The following is an 18833-nucleotide window of genomic DNA, read 5'->3' as shown; positions in this document are numbered from 1 at the left end:
CATGTCCGATATGACCGTTGCCGCAGGCCGTCGCTCCCGTTGGGGCCTTTTCATCGCACCCGTTCTCCTCCTGATCCTCGCGGTCGCGTGGAGCGGCTTCTGGTTCTATGCCGCGTCGCAGGCCGAGGTGGCGGCAGATGCCTGGCGCGCGCAGGAGGCCAAAGCCGGCCGCATCTATGATTGCGCCAAGCGCTCGATCGCGGGCTTCCCCTTCCGCTTCGAGGTCCAGTGCTCCGGCGCCAGCGTCGCGCTGGTGTCGCAGAACGCGAGCAAGACGCCGTTCACGGCCAGGCTCGACAACATCCTGGTCGTCGCCCAGGTCTACGATCCCAAGCTCGTCATCGCCGAATTCTCCTCGCCGGCGACGCTGACCGACGGCGTCACGCAAAACACCTTCGTTGTGAACTGGAGCAAGGGCCGCAGCAGCGTGGTCGGCCTGCCGGCGATCCCGGACCGCGCCTCCATCGTGTTCGACGATCTCACCATCAACCGTCTCGACGGCAGCGTGCAGGTGCCGCTCGCGCGCGCCAAGCAGGTCGAACTGCACGGACGTCTCGCCGACGGATCGCCGGCCGATCATCCCGTGATCGAGACCGTGGCCCATATCGCGCAGGGCAGCATCCAGGGTGTTCATCCGTTGCTGGCCGAGCCGTTCGAAGCCGACACGCGCGCGAAGATCACCGGCCTCTCCGACCTCACGCCAAAGCCCTGGCCGCAGCGCTTCCGCGAGATCCAGGCCGCCGGCGGCCATATCGAGATCGTGCAGTCGCGGATCCAGCAGGGCGAGATGATCGCGGTCGCGGCTGGCACGCTCGGACTCTCGGCCAATGGCCGACTCGATGGCGAGCTGCAGATGACGGTGACGGGCCTCGAGCGCGTGATCCCGGCGCTCGGTATCGAGAAGATGCTGGAAGAGGGCGTGCCGCAGGCAACGCTCGACCGCGTCGCGCCCGGCGTGAAGTCGCAGGACCTCAACAATCTCTTTGGCGCGCTCGACCGCGCGGTGCCCGGCCTCGGCAAGGTCATCAAGCAGAACGCCAATGCCGGACTTGCCGCCGGCATCAATTCGATCGGCACCGAAAGCACGCTGGAGGGCAAGAAGGCCCGCAGCTTCCCGCTGAAATTCGTCGACGGCGCCGTGCTGCTCGGCCCGGTCAAGGTTGGCGTGATCCCGCCGTTGTATTGAGGGCGGCGGGGCCAGCGCATGCTCCATCGTCATGCCCGGGCTTGTCCCGGGCATCCACGTCTGCCGACAATCGCGGATGCGCGTGGATGGCTGGGTCAAGCCCGGCCATGACGGAGAGTGCGGATAAAGCTACGGCTTCTTCAGCGCCGCAAGCGGCCGGCCAAAGTCGGGAGCGGCCGAATCCTGGCCGATCTCGACGATGCCGCGGCGGATGGCGCGGGTGCGGGTGAAGTGGTCGAACAGCGCCTCGCCGTCGCCGCGGCGGATGGCGCGGGTGAGCTTTGCCAGATCCTCGGTGAAAGTGCCGAGCATCTCCAGCACGGCGTCCTTGTTGGCGAGGAAGACGTCGCGCCACATCGTCGGATCGGACGCCGCGATGCGGGTGAAGTCGCGAAAGCCGCCGGCGGAGAACTTGATGACCTCGGACTCCGTCACCTGCGCCAATTCGTCGGCGGTGCCGACGATGGTGTAGGCGATCAGATGCGGCAGATGGCTGGTGATCGCGAGCACGAGATCATGATGATCCGGGCTCATCACCTCGACCTTGGCGCCCATCGCGGCCCAGAACGCGCGCAGGCGATCGGTGGCAGCCGCGTCGACGCCTTCCGGCGGCGTCAGGATGCACCAGCGATTGATGAAGAGTTCGGCGAAGCCGGAATCCGGCCCCGAATGTTCAGTGCCCGCGACCGGATGGGCCGGCACGAAATGAACGCTCTTCGGCAGATGCGGCGCCATGTCCCTGACGATCGCGCCCTTGACCGAGCCGACGTCGGAGACGATCGCGCCCGGCTTGAGATAATCAGCGATCTCCTGCGCCACCGGCCCGCAGGCTCCGACGGGAATGCAGAGAATGACGAGATCGGCGTCCTTCACGGCTTCCGCATTGGTCGCCACGACCTGGTCGACGATGCCGAGCTCGAGCACCCGCGCGCGCGTCTTCTCCGAGCGCGCGGTGGTGACGATCTCGGAGGCCAGGCCCTGGAGCTTCGCAGCGCGCGCGATCGAGCCGCCGATCAGGCCGAAGCCGATCAGCGCAACGCGCTGGAAGTGCGGCTGGATGCTCATTTGCCGGCCATGAAGTCGCGCAGGCCGTCGACGACGAGGCGATTGGCCTCTTCGGTGCCGATGGTCATGCGCAGCGCATGATGCAGACCGTAATTCTTCAACCCGCGCAGCACGAGGCCCCGCTTGGTGAGATACGCGTCGGCGTCGTCCGAGGTCTTGCCCTTGTCGGTCGGGAAGTGGATCAGGATGAAGTTCGCGACGCCCGGCGTCACCTTCAGCCCGAGCTTGCCGATCTCCTCGGCCAGCCAGTTGCGCCAGGTCTCGGTGAACTGCTTCGACATCGCCTGGTGCGCGGTGTCCTCGATCGCGGCAACGGCGGCGTACATCGCGGGGGTCGACACGTTGAACGGACCGCGGATGCGGTTGACCGCGTCGATGATGTGCTCGGGGCCGAACATCCAGCCGATGCGCAGCGCCGCAAGGCCGTGGATCTTGGAGAAAGTGTGCGTCACCACGGTGTTCTCGGTGGTGGCGACCAGCTCGATCCCCATCTCGTAATCGTTACGCGAGACGTAGTCGGAATAGGCGGCGTCCAGCACCAGCAGCACATGCGAGGGCAGGCCGGCGCGCAGGCGCTTGACCTCGTCGAACGGAATATAGGTCCCGGTCGGATTGTTCGGGTTGGCGAGCCAGACCAGCTTTGTCTTCGGCGTCACCGCCTTGAGGATGGCGTCGACGTCGGTGGTGAGGTTCTTCTCGGCTGCGACCACGTTCTTCGCACCGACCGCCATGGTCGCGATCGGATAGACCAGGAAGCCGTGCGTGGTGGAGATCGCCTCGTCGCCATGGCTGAGATAGGTGTGCGCGAGCAGGTTGAGGATCTCGTCCGAGCCGGCGCCGCAGATGATGCGGTTGGGATCGAGGCCGAAGCTGCGGCCGATGGCTTCACGCAGCACGCGCGAGGTGCCTTCCGGATAATCCTCCAGATGATCCGCTACGCTCTTGAAGGCCTCGATCGCCTTCGGCGAGGGCCCGAACGGCGTCTCGTTGGCCGAGAGCTTGAACACCTTGCGGCCCGGCTCGGCGACCGGGCTCTTGCCGGGCGTGTAGGGCGCAATATCGAGAATGCCGGGATTCGGCACGGGGCGTGACATCTTCAACTCCGGATAGGCTAAGGCGGTTCGCGATTTACGATTTCGGCCCGGTCGGGGGCACCGTATAGCGCGTTGCGTGGCTGCCGACGAGGGCCGTGGACCGCACCGAGGCCCCCGCTTCGATCAGGGCAGCCTTGATTTTGTCGATGCTGGTCGCGCTCGTGACCGAGACCAACAGCGCCGCGCCGTCGAAGGCGGTATCGGGCACCGCCACGATCTCGGCGAGCGGTGACAGCGCGCGCGCGACATCGGCGTTCCAGCCGGACACGCGCACGCTGAAGGTCTCGACCTCCGTCACCAGGGCGCTGTCGGGGACGCGCGAGATGGCGAACACCGGCAGCGCTGCCGGATGGTCGGCGCGCTCGACGAAGGGCATCCGCGCGATGATCTTTGGCGCGCCCGCGGCTTCCAGTTCCAGCCACCACGGCGTGCGGCTCGAGGTCGCCGAGACCAGCGCCAGATCGCCCTTGGATTTCGCCACCGCCTCGACCGCCGCCTGCGCACTGAAATGCGCGACGTAGGGCACCGTGAAGCCGAAATGGAAACGCGCGGAATCGCGCATGGCGGGCTCGCTCACCGAGATGTCGGCATGCACGGAGAACGGCGCCTGGACATAGGTGAAGGTCGAGATGATGACGCGCCAGATGCTCTCGACCGTGTCGAGCGGCAGGATGCCGCGATGACGCTGCACGAGGTCGCGCATCATCGCGGCCTCGCGTGCCGGGCGGAATGCCGAGCCGACCTCCTGGGTCTGCTTCACCTGAATCAGGCGGTCGATGATGTCGCCGCGCTGCATCAGCAGGCGGTGCATGCCCTCGTCGATCGCGTCGATCTCCTTGCGCAATTCCTGGAGCGATGGTGGCGCGGGCGGACGTTGGGACATATCTGGCAAGCGAGTGTTGAGAGGCGTTCCAATGCGGGCCGGCCAAGTCGACTGATATGGTTGGGCTCGCGGCTGTTGAGGTCCTGATTAGGCAGTCGGGGCGGCGAAAGCAAAGAGAAATGCAAAGGGAAATCGGTCCTGCTTTGCCGCCCGGTGAGGGACTATTTTGGCGAATCCGGACCGCGACTTGACGAAAACCGGCCAAGACAGTAGTTTTTGCCTGTTCCGTGGTCATTTGAGCCGGCCGGCTTGCAGCCACGTTAAAAAACTCGCTAAACAGGCCGGGGACGCTTCCGATCCCGGCCGAACCTATCGTTCAGGCCGGGTTTTTCATGGCCTGAATCCAGCGCCGGCTTGGCAGCCGGTCGCAAACGAGGTCGATGATGGTTGGCGTCAAGTCGATTCCGAGTCCCGCGATCAGTGCCGACGACCGGTCGCATGAGGTGGATCATCCGAGTTCGCAGGTTGCGCAGTTCGGCGCGGACCAGCCGCTGCGGCTCGATTGCGGCGTCGATCTCACCCCGTTCCAGATCGCCTACCAGACCTACGGCGAACTCAACGCCGACCGTTCCAACGCGGTTCTGATCTGCCATGCGCTGACCGGCGACCAGCATGTCGCCAATTTGCATCCCGTCACCGGCAAGCCAGGCTGGTGGGAGACCCTGGTCGGCCCCGGCCGGCCGCTCGATCCCAGCCGCTACTTCATCATCTGCTCCAACGTGATCGGCGGCTGCATGGGCTCGACCGGGCCGGCCTCGATCAATCCCGCCACCGGCAAGGTGTGGGGGCTGGATTTCCCCGTCATCACCATTCCCGACATGGTGCGCGCGCAGGCGATGCTGATCGACCGGCTCGGCATCGATACGCTGTTTGCTGTCGTCGGCGGCTCGATGGGCGGCATGCAGGTGCTGCAATGGACCGCGGCCTATCCCAAGCGCGTATACTCCGCGCTGGCGATCGCTTGCGCGACGCGGCATTCGGCGCAGAACATCGCTTTCCACGAGCTTGGCCGCCAGGCCGTGATGGCCGATCCCGACTGGCACAATGGCGGCTACGCCGATCACGGCATCCATCCGCATCGCGGGCTCGCGGTGGCGCGGATGGCCGCGCACATCACCTATCTCTCGGACGCGGCGCTGCATCGCAAGTTCGGCCGCCGCATGCAGGACCGCGAGCTGCCGACCTTCTCGTTCGATGCCGACTTCCAGGTCGAGAGCTATCTGCGCTACCAGGGCTCGTCCTTCGTCGAGCGGTTCGATGCCAATTCCTATCTCTATCTGACGCGCGCGATGGACTATTTCGATATCGCCGGGGATCACGGCGGCGTGCTGGCGAAAGCGTTCGCCGGCATCCAGACCCGCTTCTGCGTCGTCTCGTTCACCAGCGACTGGCTGTTCCCGACCTCGGAATCGCGCGCGCTGGTGCATGCGCTGAATGCGTCGAGCGCGCGGGTGTCGTTCGCCGAGATCGAAACCGATCGCGGCCATGACGCCTTCCTGCTCGACGTGCCCGAATTCCTCGACATTTCCCGCGCCTTCCTGCAATCGGCCGGCAAGGCGCGCGGACTCACCGGCAAGGAGGGCTAGCGATGTCCGTACAGGAAGTGCTGCCCCTGGACGGCCTCACCACGGAGCAGCGTGGCCAGTTTCGCGCCGATCATCTGCTGGTTGCCGGGATGGTCAAGCCGGGCTCGAAAGTACTCGATGTCGGCTGCGGCGAGGGCGACTTGCTCCAGCTGCTGGAGACCCGCGGCATCGACGGCCGCGGCATCGAATTGTCGCGCGAGGGCGTCAACCGCTGCGTCGCCAAGGGGCTCGCGGTGGTGCAGGGCGATGCCGACACCGACCTCGTCAACTATCCCGACGACGCCTTCGACTACGTGATCCTGTCGCAGACGCTGCAGGCGACACGGCAGCCGAAGGTGGTGCTGGAAAATCTGCTGCGCATCGGCCGCCGCGCCATCGTCTCGTTCCCCAATTTCGGCTTCTGGAAGATGCGGCTCCAGCTCCTGGTCGGCGGCCACATGCCGCGCACCGAGAATCTGCCGGCAAGCTGGTACGACACCGCCAATATTCATTTCTGCACCATCAAGGATTTCGTCGAGCTCTGCGACGCGATCGGCGTCAAGATGGAGCGCGCCGAGGCGCTCGATCTCTACGGCCGCCCGCTGCGGCTGCGGATGCCGTGGTGGGTGTGGAATCTGTTCGGCGAGCAGGGCGTGTTCCTGCTGACGCGTGGGCAAGGAAAGTAGTTTCTCGTCATTGCGAGCGCAGCGAAGCCATCCAGCGTCTTTCCGCGGAGGGATTCTGGATTGCTTCGCTGCGCTCGCAATGACGGGGCTAATGCCCCGCCAGTGACCTCGGATCGCGCACCGGCCAGCGCCCGGCTTCCACCAGCGTCACGAACCGCTCCACGCTCTCGTTGAACAGCGCGGGCTCTTCCAGGTTGAGCACGTGGCCCGACTTCGGAAACATCGCGAGCCCGGCCGCGGGCAGATGCTTCTTCAGGAACAGGCTCGCCCCCACGCACGGATCGTCCTCGTCACCGCAGATGATCAGAGCGGGCGTGGTCGCCTTCTTGATTGCGTCGGTCATCGTCAAGATCGACGGACGGCCGCCCTGGAAACCGCGCATTGTGTTCGCCGAACCCTTCGCGTCGTGCCGCGCCAGCGCGGCGTAGAAATCGGCGTGGCCCCGCGGGTCCTTGATCAGAAAGGGAATCCGGCTCGGCGCCTCGCGCGTCACCTTCGCGACCTCGGCGGAGCCGAGCGTCTCGAACTGCTCGGCATTGGCACGGCATTGCTTACGCCAGGCATCGAGGTTCTCGAGCTCCGAGCCCGAGCCGACGCCGGCCAGCGTCATCGACAGCGCGCGCTGCGGTGCGTTCAATCCGATCTGGAGCGACGAATAGGCGCCCATCGAGAGGCCCACGAGATGCGCGCGCTCGATCTCGAGGTGATCGAGCACGGCGAGCGCGTCGGTGTAGAAATGCTGATAGCTGTAGACTTCACCATCGGGCACATCCGACGGCGTGTAACCGCGTGCCGAATAGGTGATGCAACGGTGACCGCGCGAGAAATAGCGCATCTGCGGCTCCCAGTTGGTGTAGTCGGCCGCGAACTCGTGCAGGAAAATAATCGGCGTTCCCTGGCCTGCCTCTTCGAAATAGATGCGGACATCGTCCCTGGTCATGGCGTGGGGCATTAACCGTTTCTCTCTCTTTCAAGCCGCGATGGAGGATCGCAGTTAATGCTGTTGTCCGCAATGCGGCAGCCTCGAACCAGCACCGATACGAGAACATCGCAGCTATTCGGGGAGGCCGGCGTCTTTTTCTCGCCACATCCGGCGGGTTAACGGCCTGAGGGATATCGGCCATCGCAGGGGCCGATTGGGAACTGGGGGTGTCAACGAAGGATGAGTAATGTTCGAGTTGTTTGCGTCTCGCCTGTCGCGTTGCCTTGTCGCACTGGCGCTTTTCTTCGCGGCAGTCGCCGCAGTTTCTTCTCCGGCTTCGGCACGGCCGTATCGTCATAGCGCGGAGCGGCACGCTCACGCGCATCATGCCAGATATCATCATCATTATCGTCACCATGCGCGCAGCTCGCGCGTCGAGCGCAGCGCGTCGCAATGGCAGACCAGCGGATTCATGAACGCGCAGGCCAGCTACGATCCCAACGCCAATGGTGGCAGCATGGGCAGCATGAACTTTGCGGGCGGCGGTGACATGAGCACCGGCGGAAACACGAGCCGGGTCGGCAAGATGAGCCGTGCCGTCAACAAGAGCTATGCCGTGAACAAGAACGGCGCCGGCGATATGGGCAACACCGGCAACATGAGCATGAGCGGCGGCTTCGGCGGCGGATCGGGCCTCGTGTCCGAGGCGCGCCGCTATGTCGGTGGCAATCCGACCGGGCGCGGCAGCCTGTGGTGCGCGCGCTTCATGAACATGGTGCTGGAGAAAACCGGCCATCGCGGCACCGGATCGGACATGGCGAACTCGTTCGCGCATTACGGCACGCGTGTCTCCGGCCCGCAGGTCGGCGCCATCGCGGTGATGTCGCGCGGCCGCCGCGGCGGGCATGTCGGCATCATCACCGGCGTCGACGCGCAGGGCAATCCGATCATGATTTCCGGCAACAACGGCAATCGCGTTCGCGAGGCGCCGGTCTCGCGCGGCCGGATCTATGCGTATGTGATGCCGAACTGACGGCTGTCATTGCGAGGAGCCCGCGTCAAAATTGCGAAGCAATTTTGCGCTGGCGACGAAGCAATCCAGACTGTCTCAGCGGATAGATTCCTGGATTGCTTCGCTGCGCTCGCAATGACGGAGTGCGTGGAGGCAGCGGAAGCTCAAACCAATATCGGCTCTTCCATCGCCACCACATCCCCCACGCCAATCTCCCCGTCGGCGATCACCTCGGCATAAATTCCGCAATCCATATGGCCGAGATTGCGCGAGAGCGTCGGCGGAATCTCGAGATCGCGCACGGCGGTCTCGGGATCGACGTTGACGGCCGGGCAGCGGACGATGCGCTTGACTACTTTCAGCCGGGCCTGGCCGATCGCAAGCGTCTGACCGACGAGGTCGAGCTCTGACCAGGCTGGCCAGCCCTTTACATAGAGATTGCCGCGAAAGCGCAGCGGATGCACTTTGGTGCCGCCGAGCATGGTCTCGATGGCGCGGACGCTGCCGAGATTGATGATGGACACGACCTTGCGGGCGACGTCGGAAAAACTGTGGTCGCGTCCTGACAGGATCTTTGGCGGCCCCTTCAGCTCCGGCTGAAAATTCTCGCGGAAGTACTCCTCGATGGCGGCGCGCCCGGCTTCGGTCTCCAGATCGCCGCTGGCGACGATCTGGCCGTCCCTGCGGATGGTCAGGCGGTTGGTCGCGTCCTCGAACCGGCTGTCGAGGGACGCCAGCCGCTCATTGCGCGCCAGCATCAAGAACTGGATTTTCGGCTTCCACTGGGGCTGTTCGGGGTCGAACCCGCTCGGGCCGTTTTCGATGGCGTAGCGGCGGTCGGCGGGCAGGGTCTGGCCGGTCCGCAACAGGACGCGGGGCAGAGGCTCCGGCGTCAGCCCCTTGATCGGGTAGCGGTAAAGGCCGGTGATTTCGGCGGTCTGGCTGGCTGTCATGACACTACTTAGGGGATTCGCCCCGGTGGCGCCAAGCACGCGAATCCGCGCACGAAATTGTGAAGTGGCCTCTTCCGATCCGAGGACACGCTTCCCACATTTGGGTCAGGCCGACGCCAGCGCCGGCTGATAACGACCGCTGCCGGTTGAGGAATGTCAACGCGGCTAGCGGAAACCCAATGAAGATGCCGCTAGGAGTGCCTTTGAGGGCTCCGAGGGCAGGCCGAGGGAAAGACAACAAAATGAACATCGACAAATATACCGAACGCTCCAGGGGCTTCGTCCAGTCCGCGCAATCGCTTGCAGTGCGCGAGGGGCATCAGCAGTTTTCGACGCTGCACGTCCTGAAAGTGCTGCTGGACGACAATGAGGGGCTGGCTGCGGGTCTGATCGACCGCGCCGGTGGCAATTCCCGCGCAATCCTCAAGGCCACCGAGGACGCCCTCGCCAAGGTGCCGAAGGTCTCCGGCGGCGGTGCCGGCCAGATTTACCTCGCGCCCGAGCTCGCCCGCACCTTCGACGCCGCTGAAAAGGCCGGCGAGAAGGCCGGGGACAGCTTCGTCACCGTCGAGCGGCTGCTGCTCGGTCTGACGCTGGAGAAGACCAGCGAAGCCGGCGTGATCCTCGCCAAGGGCGGCGTCACTCCGCAGAATCTCAACGCCGCGATCGAGGCGCTGCGCAAGGGCCGCACCGCGGACTCGGCAACGGCCGAGAACGCCTATGACGCGCTGAAAAAATACGCCCGCGACCTGACCCAGGCTGCGCGCGACGGCAAGCTCGATCCGGTCATCGGCCGCGACGAGGAGATTCGCCGTACGATTCAGGTGCTGTCGCGCCGGACCAAGAACAATCCCGTCCTGATCGGCGAGCCCGGCGTCGGCAAGACCGCCATTGTCGAAGGGCTCGCGTTGCGCATCCTGAATGGCGACGTGCCGGAAGGCCTGAAGGACAAGAAGCTGCTGTCGCTCGACATGGGCTCGCTGATCGCGGGCGCCAAATATCGCGGCGAATTCGAGGAGCGGTTGAAAGCCGTTCTGCAGGAGGTCACCTCGGCCGAGGGCTCGATCATCCTGTTCATCGACGAAATGCACACGCTGATCGGAGCGGGCAAGGGCGACGGCGCGATGGACGCGTCGAATTTGCTGAAGCCCGCGCTGGCGCGCGGCGAACTTCATTGCATCGGCGCGACGACCCTGGATGAGTACCGCAAGCACGTCGAAAAAGACGCCGCGCTGGCGCGCCGGTTCCAGCCGATCTTCGTGCCCGAGCCGACGGTCGAGGACACCATTTCGATCCTGCGCGGTCTGAAAGACAAGTACGAGCAGCATCACGGCGTGCGCATCACCGATTCCGCATTGGTGGCCGCGACCACGCTGTCGAACCGCTACATCACCGACCGTTTCCTGCCGGACAAGGCCATCGACTTGATGGACGAGGCGGCAGCGCGGCTGAAGATGCAGGTCGATTCCAAGCCGGAAGAGCTCGATTCCATGGATCGGGAAATCATCCGGCTGAAGATCGAGCAGGAAGCCTTGAAGAAGGAGAGCGATGCCGGCTCGAAGAGCCGCCTGCAGACGCTGGAGAAGGAGCTTGCCGAGCTCGAGGAAAAGTCGTCCGCGCTGACGGCGCGCTGGAGCGCGGAGAAGAACAAGCTGTCCGACGCCCAGAAGCTGAAGGCGGAGCTCGACGGCTTGCGCGTCGATCTCGCCGACGCGCAGCGGCGCGGTGAATTCCAGAAGGCCGGCGAGCTGGCCTATGGCCGGATTCCGCAGCTCGAGAAGCAGCTTGCGGATATCGAGGCCAAGGAGAACTCCGGCGAGATGATGGAGGAGGCCGTGACGGCAAACCACATCGCGCAGGTGGTCTCGCGCTGGACCGGCGTGCCCGTCGACAAGATGCTGGAGGGCGAGAAGGAGAAGCTCCTCAAGATGGAAGGGCAGCTCGGACAGCGCGTCGTCGGTCAGGCCGAGGCCGTGCGTGCGGTCGCGACCGCCGTGCGCCGCTCCCGGGCAGGCTTGCAGGACCCGAACCGGCCGATGGGTTCGTTCATGTTCCTGGGGCCCACCGGCGTCGGCAAGACCGAGCTGACCAAGGCGCTCGCCGAATACCTGTTCAACGACGAGACCGCGATGGTTCGCCTCGACATGTCCGAGTACATGGAGAAGCATTCGGTCTCGCGGCTGATCGGCGCGCCTCCGGGCTATGTCGGTTACGACGAGGGCGGTGCGCTCACCGAAGCGGTGCGGCGCCGGCCCTATCAGGTGGTGCTGTTCGACGAGATCGAGAAGGCGCATCCTGATGTGTTCAACGTCCTGTTGCAGGTGCTCGACGACGGCCGATTGACTGACGGGCAAGGCCGTACCGTCGATTTCCGCAACACGCTGATCATCATGACTTCGAACCTCGGTTCGGAATTCCTGGTGAATCAACCGGAGGGCGAAGACACGTCAGCCGTGCGCGAGCACGTGATGGCGACGGTGCGGACGCATTTCAGGCCGGAATTCCTGAACCGCGTCGATGAGATCATCCTGTTCCATCGCTTGCAGAAGAGTGAGATGGGCCGGATCGTCGAGATCCAGTTCAGCCGGCTCGAGAAGCTCCTGACCGATCGCAAGATCGTGCTGACGCTCGATGGCAAGGCACGCGACTGGCTCGCCGAGAAGGGCTGGGATCCCGCCTACGGCGCAAGGCCGCTGAAGCGGGTGGTCCAGCGCTACGTCCAGGATCCGCTCGCCGAGATGATCCTGGCGGGCGACATCAAGGACGGAGATGCGGTCGCGATCTCGTCCGAGGGCAACGTGCTGACCTTCAACGGCAAGGCCCCGCAGACCGCGGAAATCGCTCAGTTCGAGGCGCCGGTATCGAAGCGCAAGCTGAACTGATCGCCGCTAGCCGAAAATGACATAGGCCCCGGAGAGGTTTTCCACTCCGGGGCCTATTCGTTCTGACGTGCTGTCTCTGGACGTGAGACCTACCGGTTCGTCACCTGCAACGGTCCACCCGTCGCATCCGACATCCTCGCGATGGCGCCGTTGCGGCCGCTCATCATGCCGTCGAGGCGGTCGCGCTCCTTCTCGAAGCCTGCCATCATCGGACCTTCCAGCGAGCGGCCGCGCGGCAGCTTCACGCGCATCGGATCGACGAAACGGCCGTTGACCAGGATTTCGTAGTGGACGTGCGGGCCGGTCGACATGCCGCTGGAGCCGACGAAGCCGATGACCTGGCCCTGCCGAACCTTCTTGCCGGGCTCCATGCCCTTGGCGAAAGCCGACATGTGGCCGTAGGCGGTCTCGTAGCCGTTGGAATGCTTGATGCGGATGTATTTGCCGTAGCCGCCCTCGGGGCCGGCCTTTTCGATCACGCCGTTGCCGGAGGCGAAGATCGGCGTGCCGTAGGAGGTGGCCCAATCGACGCCGGTATGCATCTTCACGAAGCCCAGAATCGGATGGCGGCGGCCACCGAAGCCGGAGCGCATGATGGCGGTGTTGACGGGCTTCCTGACCAGGAACTTCTTCGCGCTCTTGCCGGTCTCGTCATAGTAGTCGACGACGCCGTCGTCGGGGCTCTGGTAGCGGTAGTATTTCTTGGTCTCGCCGCCGATCGTGAGCGAGGCGAACAGCACGTCGTTCTTTTCGCTCGCCGTCACGCCCTCGTCCTCGCCGGCGTAGAACACGTCGAAGGAATCGCCGGGCTGTACCTTGCGCTGGAAATCGACGTCGTAGGAGTAGATCTTGATCATGTCCTCGATGACCGGCATCGGCACCTTGTTGCGCATCGCGGTCTCGTAGATGCTCTGGTAGAGCCGCACGCCAGTGCCGTCATCGTCGTCATCGTCGTCGCTGTTGGCGCTGGCCGCAGCGTCCGCAACGGTGTTCATGCTGGAAACGTCGACCGCAACGTATTTGCCGAGATCGGACAGCGCGGCGATCGCCTCGACCATGGTGTCGTTGGCGACGACGACGCGGTAGGGCTGCAGCCTCGCGCCGGGGCTTGCGGGCGCCATCAGGATGCGGAGCCTTTCGCCTTCCTTCAGACCGCCGTCCCGGCCGCGGGGGCCAAGCGTGGCGGTAATCGCCTTGATTTCCTCGGCCGTCGCGCCGAGATCGCGCAGGACGGCGGAAACGGTGTCGCCCTTCTTGACGACATGGACGCGCTCGCCATTGGGATTGCCGCCGGTGATCTGTTCCTTGGTCTTCGGCAGCAGCGTGACGTTTTCAGGCACCACGCGCGTCTCGAAGCCGGCATAGGGATCGGACGGCGACACTTCGGTGGCATAGGCCATCTTCATGTCGGACCCGCTGATGTCGGACTTGCCGGTCGCGCCGGAGACGTCGGCGGCGGCATTGGCGAGCGAGGCGTAACGTACCCCGCCATTGCCGCGCCAGTTGGCGGCGTCGCGCACTCGCATCAGGATGTCGTCGAGCGCCACCACCGCGGAAATCTTCGCCTTCGGCAGCACCGGCGACAGGTCCTTGGTGACGAAGGAGACCTCGGCGTCGGGCTCGACGGCTTCCGGATTGTTCGGATCTTCGGATGCGGTCTTCGGATCGGAGCCTACGTCGGTGAGCAGGCGTTGCGCGTTGAACGGCGGAATTTTCGCGGACAGGTCGCTCGTCGTCATCGACAGGTTGCCGGCGATCCGGATGAAGGGGCGCACGCGCATCACGTCGCGGTTGCCGACGCGGGCGACCGTCGAGACGCGCACGATGTTGCGCGAGGCGGAGGATTCGTTCGGCGGCGGCAGGCGGTCGCTCTTGTGCAGCGTGGCGGCGCGATCGGCGGCGCCGAAGGCGCCACGCAGCGCACCTTCGACGCGCTCCGGCACCTTGGCGAAGGTCATTTCGCCGTCCAGAGACGCGAAAACGGCGCCGCCGATCAAGGCTGCGCCGCAGAGTCCGGTCAGGATTGTGCCGCTGAACCATTGCACCGAAACGCGACGGCGATCGATGACGGCAGCTTCTGAACCGTCGACGGACAGCGGCGGCTCGTGGCCGAGATCGATGATCCCGGTTTCACGCCCGTAAGCGCCGCGTGACGTCCTGTGGTTCAACTGAAGTCCCCCAATCAACGACCCAAGATGCCCGGTTTCGAACCCCGTCCCGGCCGCCCTCTTCAAGGGGGATTGCCGGATAAGGCAAGCCGCACAGGCGCCCGCGCTCAGAAAGCCCCAGTTCGGGGCCGGCCGAAATTACGAACAGCTGGACGGAAAAAGCGCTCTCGATGTCTCTCGAATGTCTGAAGAAGGCCGCGTCATCCGTAAGATCGCCTTCCTCGGACCCCATGAAAACCGCCGGCAGCCCCCACTGGCATCCCCGCGATTCAAGCTTGTCTCTTACCAGAACGCCGCGGGAATGTGGCTCAAGTACGGCGTCCTATATGGAAAAGTTTCCTGAACGGCCGGGCGCGGGTGGCCCGTCTGGAGGACGCCAAAAAGCCCCCTCCGGAGCCCGCCGGGAGGCAAACTTTTTTTGAGATTTTTTGGCGGGCGGTCGCCGTCGGCCCATTCTTGCTCGCGCTAATCGACTGGAATCGCTCGATTTTTCGCGACGATCCACTGTGCGACGATTTGTTGACGATGGGCGTTGACAATCCCGGGCGGGGGGGCCTATAACCCGACCACTGAGCGCGGCGCCGCCGGGTCACTGACCAAGGCGAGCGGACGCGCCACTGATGCTCCTCACCTCGTTGAGTGCACAACAGCCGACACAAATCGGTTGGAGTTCATTCGTCGCCGGTAAGGGTGTCGGAACCCTTCCACTCTGGAAGGTTGGGGCCTCCTGGTCCCGGGCTGTTTGACAAGTGAAGATGAAGAAAGAGAAACGTGGACGGCGGAGTCCTTGCGCCTCTTAGACACTGAAGAGCTTCGGCTTTTGAGTTCTGAGAGGGGACGAAAGACTTCGGCGGTACACGTTTTCAAGGAAACACCATCGTTGCCCGCGATGTGAATCGCAGGCAGCAAGTCGATCTCGGTCGACAATGGTGGGACCTCGTCAAACGTTGTGATCAGCCGGTTCAAAGTTCAAGTCCAACTTGAGAGTTTGATCCTGGCTCAGAGCGAACGCTGGCGGCAGGCTTAACACATGCAAGTCGAGCGGGCGTAGCAATACGTCAGCGGCAGACGGGTGAGTAACGCGTGGGAACATACCTTTTGGTTCGGAACAACACAGGGAAACTTGTGCTAATACCGGATAAGCCCTTACGGGGAAAGATTTATCGCCGAAAGATTGGCCCGCGTCTGATTAGCTAGTTGGTAGGGTAATGGCCTACCAAGGCGACGATCAGTAGCTGGTCTGAGAGGATGATCAGCCACATTGGGACTGAGACACGGCCCAAACTCCTACGGGAGGCAGCAGTGGGGAATATTGGACAATGGGCGCAAGCCTGATCCAGCCATGCCGCGTGAGTGATGAAGGCCCTAGGGTTGTAAAGCTCTTTTGTGCGGGAAGATAATGACGGTACCGCAAGAATAAGCCCCGGCTAACTTCGTGCCAGCAGCCGCGGTAATACGAAGGGGGCTAGCGTTGCTCGGAATCACTGGGCGTAAAGGGTGCGTAGGCGGGTCTTTAAGTCAGGGGTGAAATCCTGGAGCTCAACTCCAGAACTGCCTTTGATACTGAAGATCTTGAGTTCGGGAGAGGTGAGTGGAACTGCGAGTGTAGAGGTGAAATTCGTAGATATTCGCAAGAACACCAGTGGCGAAGGCGGCTCACTGGCCCGATACTGACGCTGAGGCACGAAAGCGTGGGGAGCAAACAGGATTAGATACCCTGGTAGTCCACGCCGTAAACGATGAATGCCAGCCGTTAGTGGGTTTACTCACTAGTGGCGCAGCTAACGCTTTAAGCATTCCGCCTGGGGAGTACGGTCGCAAGATTAAAACTCAAAGGAATTGACGGGGGCCCGCACAAGCGGTGGAGCATGTGGTTTAATTCGACGCAACGCGCAGAACCTTACCAGCCCTTGACATGTCCAGGACCGGTCGCAGAGATGTGACCTTCTCTTCGGAGCCTGGAGCACAGGTGCTGCATGGCTGTCGTCAGCTCGTGTCGTGAGATGTTGGGTTAAGTCCCGCAACGAGCGCAACCCCCGTCCTTAGTTGCTACCATTTAGTTGAGCACTCTAAGGAGACTGCCGGTGATAAGCCGCGAGGAAGGTGGGGATGACGTCAAGTCCTCATGGCCCTTACGGGCTGGGCTACACACGTGCTACAATGGCGGTGACAATGGGACGCTAAGGGGCAACCCTTCGCAAATCTCAAAAAGCCGTCTCAGTTCGGATTGGGCTCTGCAACTCGAGCCCATGAAGTTGGAATCGCTAGTAATCGTGGATCAGCACGCCACGGTGAATACGTTCCCGGGCCTTGTACACACCGCCCGTCACACCATGGGAGTTGGTTTTACCTGAAGGTAGTGCGCTAACCCGCAAGGGAGGCAGCTAACCACGGTAGGGTCAGCGACTGGGGTGAAGTCGTAACAAGGTAGCCGTAGGGGAACCTGCGGCTGGATCACCTCCTTTCTAAGGATGGTCCTTCAGAGAGCTTCGGCTCACTATCGGATCGTTTTAGAAACATCAGTGGCCAACGGTCGTCAGGATCGTTGAGCTGCATTGGCGGGATTTCGCCGTCTACGTTTCTCTTTCTTCGCGGACGAACACGCGCTGGGGCTGCAACCTTGCAGATCCCTGGTCCTTGACTGGATATGCGTTAGGGGCTTGTAGCTCAGTTGGTTAGAGCGCGCGCTTGATAAGCGTGAGGTCGGAAGTTCAAGTCTTCCCAGGCCCACCACTTTCATCGAGTGAGCATTCGTCTTCTGGTTACGGGGCCATAGCTCAGCTGGGAGAGCGCGTGCTTTGCAAGCATGAGGTCGTCGGTTCGATCCCGTCTGGCTCCACCAGATGGTTTGATCATCGACTGATCGTGCACCTAAATCGTCCGCGAAACATCACTTCGCACTTGTTAGTCCGGATGGACAGCAAGCTGCGTGATTTCTGACATCGTAAAGAGGAGATCGATCCGAGTTGGATCGTGCGGCAAGCAATTGCCACGCGAGACTTCATTATCTCCGGATCATTTCGGCGCTCGTGCGCCTTTCAGTGTAGCTCACAAGGCTGCGTCTGGAAGACGGACGAGTTGTAAATGATCCTTTTAGCGAAGCTTGACCGCCTCGCTATCGGAACGATCTTACGAAGCAAGCTGGTCTTTCTAATCATTGTCCGGCTGCAGATAGCGTTCATCGAGGGCGCGTGCCGCAAGGTAATTCTGCAGACAACATTCTGCCGAGTGTGTGGACATTGATAATGAGAGCAATCAAGTGCCTTAAGGGTGTTCGGTGGATGCCTTGGCGCTGAGAGGCGATGAAGGACGTGCTACGCTGCGATAAGCCGTGGGGAGCTGCGAAGAAGCTTTGATCCGCGGATTTCCGAATGGGGAAACCCACCTTCGATAGCCGGAACTCCAAGACCTCAGTCGAAAGACTGTGGTGTGGAGTTCGACCAGATAATGGAAGACGCCAGACCTTTAGATTTCGATCGAAGAGGTTTTGGATTTCCGGTTATCAAAAGAAGGTATGAGACTTCTGAATACATAGGAGGTTTCAAGCAAACCCAGGGAACTGAAACATCTAAGTACCTGGAGGAAAGGACATCAACAGAGACTCCGTTAGTAGTGGCGAGCGAACGCGGACCAGGCCAGTGATACATCAAAGACAATCGGAACCAGTCAGGAAAGCTGGGCCTTAGAGGGTGATAGCCCCGTACGAGTAATGCGATGATGTATCCACGAGTAAGGCGGGACACGTGAAATCCTGTCTGAACGCGGGGGGACCACCCTCCAAGCCTAAGTACTCCTCAGCGACCGATAGTGAACCAGTACCGTGAGGGAAAGGTGAAAAGCACCCCGACGAGGGGAGTGAAATAGACCTGAAACCGGACACCTACAAACAGATGGAGCCCAAGATACGTTCTGGGTGACATCGTACCTTTTGTATTATGGGCCAGCGACTTAATTTAACGAGCAAGCTTAAGCCGATAGGCGAAGGCGTAGCGAAAGCGAGTCTGAATAGGGCGTCAAGTTCGTTGTATTAGACCCGAAACCTAGTGATCTAGCCATGAGCAGGTTGAAGGTGAGGTAACACTCACTGGAGGACCGAACGGGTGTCTGTTGAAAAAGACTCCGATGACTTGTGGTTAGGGGTGAAAGGCCAATCAAACTGGGAAATAGCTGGTTCTCCGCGAAAGATATTTAGGTATCGCCTCGGACGAATACCTCAGGGGGTAGAGCACTGGATGGGCTAGGGGGACTTACCGTCTTACCAAACCCAACCAAACTCCGAATACCTGAGAGTACTATCCGGGAGTCACACAGCGGGTGCTAACGTCCGTTGTGGAGAGGGAAACAACCCGGACCTACAGCTAAGGCCCCTAATTCGTGGCTAAGTGGGAAAGGATGTGGAAATCCCAAAACAACCAGG

11 protein-coding genes, 2 tRNA genes, 2 rRNA genes and 1 riboswitch (1 of these 16 running past the window's edge) are annotated in these 18833 nt (G+C 62.5%); of the genes, 9 read left to right on the top strand and 6 right to left on the bottom strand.

All coding sequences use genetic code 11. From position 1 onward, the window contains the following. The first annotated feature begins 1 nt into the window (after position 1). Complete coding sequence (locus FNV92_RS31830; RefSeq protein ID WP_015688837.1) at positions 2 to 1186, top strand: DUF2125 domain-containing protein; 1185 nt, start codon at positions 2 to 4, stop codon at positions 1184 to 1186. A 129-nt stretch (positions 1187 to 1315) separates the two neighbouring features. On the opposite strand, the gene FNV92_RS31825 is transcribed toward FNV92_RS31830, so the two are convergent. The 3 genes from FNV92_RS31825 to FNV92_RS31815 are packed head-to-tail and all read right to left on the bottom strand — an operon-like array spanning position 1316 to position 4228. Further along, complete coding sequence (locus FNV92_RS31825) at positions 1316 to 2251, bottom strand: prephenate/arogenate dehydrogenase family protein (RefSeq protein ID WP_143843126.1); 936 nt, start codon at positions 2249 to 2251, stop codon at positions 1316 to 1318. Then, positions 2248 to 3345, bottom strand: a complete 1098-nt coding sequence (locus tag FNV92_RS31820; protein WP_143843127.1) for a pyridoxal phosphate-dependent aminotransferase — start codon at positions 3343 to 3345, stop codon at positions 2248 to 2250. The genes FNV92_RS31825 and FNV92_RS31820 overlap by 4 nt, the downstream gene beginning before the upstream one ends. A gap of 34 nt (positions 3346 to 3379) precedes the next feature. Beyond that, the gene (locus FNV92_RS31815) at positions 3380 to 4228 is read right to left on the bottom strand and encodes a chorismate mutase (RefSeq protein ID WP_143843128.1); all 849 of its coding nucleotides are present in this window, start codon (positions 4226 to 4228) and stop codon (positions 3380 to 3382) included. 217 nt (positions 4229 to 4445) lie between these two features. Next, positions 4446 to 4525: riboswitch (SAM riboswitch) on the top strand. A gap of 86 nt (positions 4526 to 4611) precedes the next feature. Between FNV92_RS31815 and metX the strand changes: the two genes are divergently transcribed. Both metX and metW read left to right on the top strand, forming a co-directional pair. After that, complete coding sequence (gene metX, locus FNV92_RS31810) at positions 4612 to 5814, top strand: homoserine O-acetyltransferase MetX (RefSeq protein ID WP_143846158.1); 1203 nt, start codon at positions 4612 to 4614, stop codon at positions 5812 to 5814. A 2-nt stretch (positions 5815 to 5816) separates the two neighbouring features. Continuing rightward, positions 5817 to 6479 carry a methionine biosynthesis protein MetW gene (metW, locus tag FNV92_RS31805; RefSeq protein ID WP_015688832.1) on the top strand — a complete coding sequence of 221 codons (663 nt, stop codon included), beginning with the start codon at positions 5817 to 5819 and terminating at the stop codon, positions 6477 to 6479. An 88-nt stretch (positions 6480 to 6567) separates the two neighbouring features. Here metW and FNV92_RS31800 read toward each other — a convergent pair whose 3' ends face one another. Further along, a complete protein-coding gene (locus FNV92_RS31800; RefSeq protein ID WP_143843129.1) occupies positions 6568 to 7431 on the bottom strand; it encodes an alpha/beta fold hydrolase in 864 nt (287 codons plus the stop codon). Between the two features lie 217 nt (positions 7432 to 7648). On the opposite strand from FNV92_RS31800, the gene FNV92_RS31795 reads away from it, so the two are divergent. Beyond that, entirely contained in the window at positions 7649 to 8434 is a 786-nt protein-coding gene (locus FNV92_RS31795; RefSeq protein WP_143843130.1) for a TIGR02594 family protein, read from the top strand. 143 nt (positions 8435 to 8577) lie between these two features. Here the strand turns inward: FNV92_RS31795 and FNV92_RS31790 are convergent, their stop codons facing one another. Next, positions 8578 to 9366, bottom strand: a complete 789-nt coding sequence (locus tag FNV92_RS31790) for an MOSC domain-containing protein (protein ID WP_143846159.1) — start codon at positions 9364 to 9366, stop codon at positions 8578 to 8580. 242 nt (positions 9367 to 9608) lie between these two features. On the opposite strand from FNV92_RS31790, the gene clpB reads away from it, so the two are divergent. Beyond that, complete coding sequence (gene clpB / locus FNV92_RS31785) at positions 9609 to 12248, top strand: ATP-dependent chaperone ClpB (RefSeq protein WP_143843131.1); 2640 nt, start codon at positions 9609 to 9611, stop codon at positions 12246 to 12248. Positions 12249 to 12337: 89 nt separating this feature from the next. Here clpB and FNV92_RS31780 read toward each other — a convergent pair whose 3' ends face one another. Further along, positions 12338 to 14416 carry a M23 family metallopeptidase gene (locus tag FNV92_RS31780; protein WP_143843132.1) on the bottom strand — a complete coding sequence of 693 codons (2079 nt, stop codon included), beginning with the start codon at positions 14414 to 14416 and terminating at the stop codon, positions 12338 to 12340. Positions 14417 to 15392: 976 nt separating this feature from the next. On the opposite strand from FNV92_RS31780, the gene FNV92_RS31775 reads away from it, so the two are divergent. From FNV92_RS31775 to FNV92_RS31760, 4 genes are all read left to right on the top strand, one after another. Then, positions 15393 to 16881, top strand: a 16S ribosomal RNA gene (locus FNV92_RS31775). A 191-nt stretch (positions 16882 to 17072) separates the two neighbouring features. Next, positions 17073 to 17149 (top strand) — tRNA-Ile (locus tag FNV92_RS31770). Between the two features lie 33 nt (positions 17150 to 17182). Further along, a tRNA-Ala gene (locus FNV92_RS31765) sits at positions 17183 to 17258 on the top strand. 411 nt (positions 17259 to 17669) lie between these two features. Further along, positions 17670 to 18833 (top strand): 23S ribosomal RNA (locus FNV92_RS31760) (it continues 1709 nt past the right edge of the window). The 16S and 23S rRNA genes sit together here with 2 tRNA genes alongside, the layout of an rRNA operon.

It is taken from the genome of Bradyrhizobium cosmicum (genome assembly GCF_007290395.2).
Classification (GTDB): domain Bacteria; phylum Pseudomonadota; class Alphaproteobacteria; order Rhizobiales; family Xanthobacteraceae; genus Bradyrhizobium; species Bradyrhizobium cosmicum.
The sequence above is the reverse complement of the archived record's forward strand: the minus strand, read 5'-3'. Positions and strand labels throughout refer to the sequence as shown.